General features: G+C 54.2%; 5 protein-coding genes. 4 read left to right on the forward strand and 1 reads right to left on the reverse strand.

From position 1 onward, the window contains the following. From M3200_RS02740 to M3200_RS02755, 4 genes are all read left to right on the forward strand, one after another. Window positions 1–655, forward strand: a 655-nt coding sequence (locus M3200_RS02740) for a PilN domain-containing protein (protein ID WP_288178096.1), incomplete at its 5' end; no start/stop codon positions are given. Beyond that, the gene (locus tag M3200_RS02745) at window positions 652–1,209 is read left to right on the forward strand and encodes a hypothetical protein (protein WP_022382009.1); all 558 of its coding nucleotides are present in this window, start codon (window positions 652–654) and stop codon (window positions 1,207–1,209) included. The genes M3200_RS02740 and M3200_RS02745, both read left to right, overlap by 4 nt. Next, window positions 1,136–1,759: a shikimate kinase gene (locus tag M3200_RS02750; RefSeq protein WP_231939273.1), complete on the forward strand. Its 624-nt coding sequence runs from the start codon at window positions 1,136–1,138 to the stop codon at window positions 1,757–1,759. Before M3200_RS02745 ends, M3200_RS02750 begins: the two co-directional genes overlap by 74 nt. Window positions 1,760–1,781: 22 nt before the next feature. Beyond that, complete coding sequence (locus M3200_RS02755) at window positions 1,782–2,777, forward strand: ATP-dependent 6-phosphofructokinase (protein ID WP_022382011.1); 996 nt, start codon at window positions 1,782–1,784, stop codon at window positions 2,775–2,777. Between the two features lie 231 nt (window positions 2,778–3,008). Here M3200_RS02755 and M3200_RS02760 read toward each other — a convergent pair. Beyond that, window positions 3,009–3,368, reverse strand: a 360-nt coding sequence (locus tag M3200_RS02760) for a hypothetical protein (RefSeq protein WP_288178097.1), incomplete at its 5' end; no start/stop codon positions are given.

A 3,368-nucleotide genomic window follows, 5' to 3' on the forward strand; every position in this document is an offset into this window, starting at 1 on the left:
TGCCAATCTCAAAGTGATGATTCCTGCCGAGGAAGAGGGATTTCTTCATGAAACGGCATTTCGTCTCCTCATGGGCGCGGAAAAGGCAGGGACGGTCATCCCCTCCGGCGCGGTGCGGAGGCTCTTCACGGAAGAGAACCGCGGCCTTCGCATGGCGCAGGGAGCGGCGGTACTATCGTTCCTTTTCTGCCTGACGGGCCTAGGAATGTTCGTCTCTGCCGAGAAGGATTTCCTCCATGAGAAGGAGCTTTCCATTTCCCTCTCGCCGGTCAGGAAGGGAATGGAAGCGTATGAGAAGGAGCAGCATGAGGCGCGGGCGCTCGAAGGAATGCTGCGGAAGCTGGAGAAGGAAAACATGCGCTGGGAACAGAAGCTCGCGTACCTCGGAGAATCGATGCCGTCCGGTGTCGTCTTGAGGGAAATCGCTGAGGAGAGCGGGGAAGTGCGCCTTGAAGGAACGGCGCAGACACCTGAGGCCGTCGGGTTTCTCCGCGATGTCGTCGCCTCTTCCTGGGGCGGTGAGACGAGAATCGGGAAGCGGAAGGGAAATCCGCTGACGAAGCTCACCGATTTCACAATCATCTGGACGAGGGCTGATGAAACGCCGAAGACGGATGCGCCCAGAAAAGCAGTCAAAAGGACGGTGAAGAAATGAGGCTCGAACCAATCCTGCATGATACGAAGTACAAGAGAGAGTACCTCGCGCTCGCCTTTCTCCTCGCCCTGACGGGCTGCTTTTTCGTCGAGCGTTCATGGGACAAGGAAGAATTGGCCGGCCTCATGGCGGCAGAGAACCAGAAAGCGCTCCATTTCAGGGCGCCGGAAGAGGGGACGTACCTGCCCTTTCTGACAGAGCTTTTCGGGAAAGCAAGCGCGCCGGAGCTTGCTGAAGCGCTCGAGGAGAGCGGCGTCATCGTGACGAATATCTCGGAAAGTGAAGGAACTATCGACGAAAACGGAAAATTTCAAAAAATACGTGTACAAGGTACCGGAAGCTTTGCCCAAATTGTCCGCGGCTTTGATATAATAAAAGGCAAAGAGAGATGGAATGCGATGGATCTCAAATCATTGAAAAGAGAGGGAGGACAGTTGTCCTTCGACGCGGAGATCCGTACCTTCCAAAGCCGAGGTACCTATGAAAAAGAGAAATATAGTTCTGATCGGTCCCATGGGGACAGGAAAGAGCCGCGCGGCGAGGATTCTCGCTGACGGCCTGGACTGGCAGCTGGCCGATACGGACCGCATGATGGAAAAGGACACGGGGATGCGCATCGCCGAGTACTACCAGAGTGCGGGGCCGGATGCGTTCACTGCCAAGGAAAAGGAAATCATCAACAGAGTGCGCTTCTACCATGAGGCGGTGATTGCGATGGGCGGAAATTATCCCATGACGGAGGAGAAATTTCATCTCCTCTCCGAGCATGGTGTCGTCATCCTGCTCTATGCGAAACCATTCCGCCTGGCCGAGCGCGTGAGGCGCCGCATCGGGAAACGTCCGACGATGGACTACTCCGATGTGGACGGATACGTCCGTCAGATGCTGAGGAAATGGACGAAATGGAGAGACAGGGTCGATCTTGTCATCAATACGACGAACTGCCATCCGGAACAGACAGCGCTCATGATTGCGCGCTACATTGACAAGCACAATATAGGATTTGCAGCACGGCGGGGACCGGGGTATCCCGGCCGTGAGGAACATACCGAGAAGAGAGAGCGGAACGGCCGGCCCTCTTCCCATGGGAGAAGATCCCAGTAGTCGGCCGCAGGGAGGGATTTTCATGAAAAGACTAGCTGTGCTCACAAGCGGCGGAGATGCGCCGGGCATGAATGCGGCCGTACGGGCGGTCGTAAGGACAGCCCTGGCGCTTGGATGCCAGATTTATGGAATATACAGAGGCTATGCAGGACTTCTGGACGATGACTTCGTCCGCATGGAATCCTCCTCCGTGAGCGGCGTTGTCCTCCATGGCGGCACCATGCTGAAAACGGCCAGATGCAAGGAATTCTTGGAAGAAGAAAACCAGATCAAAGCGGCAGAAACGCTGAAGCGTAGAGGCATCGACGGCCTCGTCGTCGTAGGCGGGGACGGCTCCATCAAAGGCGCCGAAGTCCTTTCGAAACTGGGCATTTCGACCGTCACCATTCCGGGCACTATCGATAACGACATGCACGGCACCGATGAAACCATCGGTCACGATACCGCCGTGAATGCCGTCGTATCCGCTGTCAGCCGCATCCGCGACACCGCCAGCGCCCACAACCGCGCTGCCATCGTCGAAGTCATGGGACGCTTTGCAGGAAACATCGCCTTAGACTCAGGCCTTGCCTGCGGCGCCGAATACATCCTCGTCCCTGAAGTTCCCTTCAGCCGCAAGAAACTCGCCAGAAGCCTCAAACGACAGATGGAAGAGGGCAGGACGAACAGCATCATCATCTGCGCAGAAGGCGCCGATGACGGAAGAGCCCTCGGCGAATGGCTCAAGGAACGCACTGACATCGACATCTGCACCACTATCTTGGGCTTCATCCAGAGAGGCGGCCAGCCAAGCGCTAAAGACGCCATCCTTGGATCCACACTGGGAGCCGCAGCCGTCAAAGCACTCCTTGATGGAGAAACAGCCGCCCTCGTCGGTATGTGGGAAGGCAAAGTCAGAAAAGTATCCTACGAAGATGCAAAACATATAAAGAAACCCTTCAACCAGAAACTCTACGACCTGGCAGAAATGCTTGGCGCAGCCCAGGTAGAAGGAAACATAAGAGAATCAGGACTGTAAGAAAAAGAAGAAGGAACTGTGGCAAAACGCCTTTGACCTTGCCCTGGAAGGGAAGGTGCCCGACCTCAAATTCTGATGTCGGGCGGATGAGTTGCATTTCCTCAGCCGCAGGTATATAAGTTCAAAACAAAACAGAACTGATTTCTTATATTTCACATCGCCGAACTGTCCCCGGAGGGGAAAGTGCCCAGCCTATCACTTTTCTGTTGCTGGGAGAAAGAGTTGCATTTTCTAAGAAGGCGAAGCATCATCGCTCAAGGTTTTTATTTTGTTGGATAATCCTCTAATCGAATATACCCACACAAAAGGAGCTTTGACAAAAAGTGTAATCATTTTTGTCAAAGCTCCTTTTTGGTTAGTGGAGCGACTTATAATATTTGTGGATAAGATGGGGAAATGAACCCTTTTCGGCGTAAAAGGAAGAACTTTATTGCCAGGGAAGGCGAGTGCTTGCATTGCTGGCAAAAATGAACCCCTTTCGGCGCATGCGCGCCACTTTCCCCTGACGGGGACAGCTTCGCAAGGAATAAAAGAAAGAGCGCAGCTCTTATTTGTTTGAAAGGGGACGCGGACAAAAAGTTGGACCAATTG

It is taken from the genome of Dialister sp. CAG:357 (assembly GCF_000435155.1).
GTDB lineage: Bacteria > Bacillota > Negativicutes > Veillonellales > Dialisteraceae > Dialister > Dialister hominis.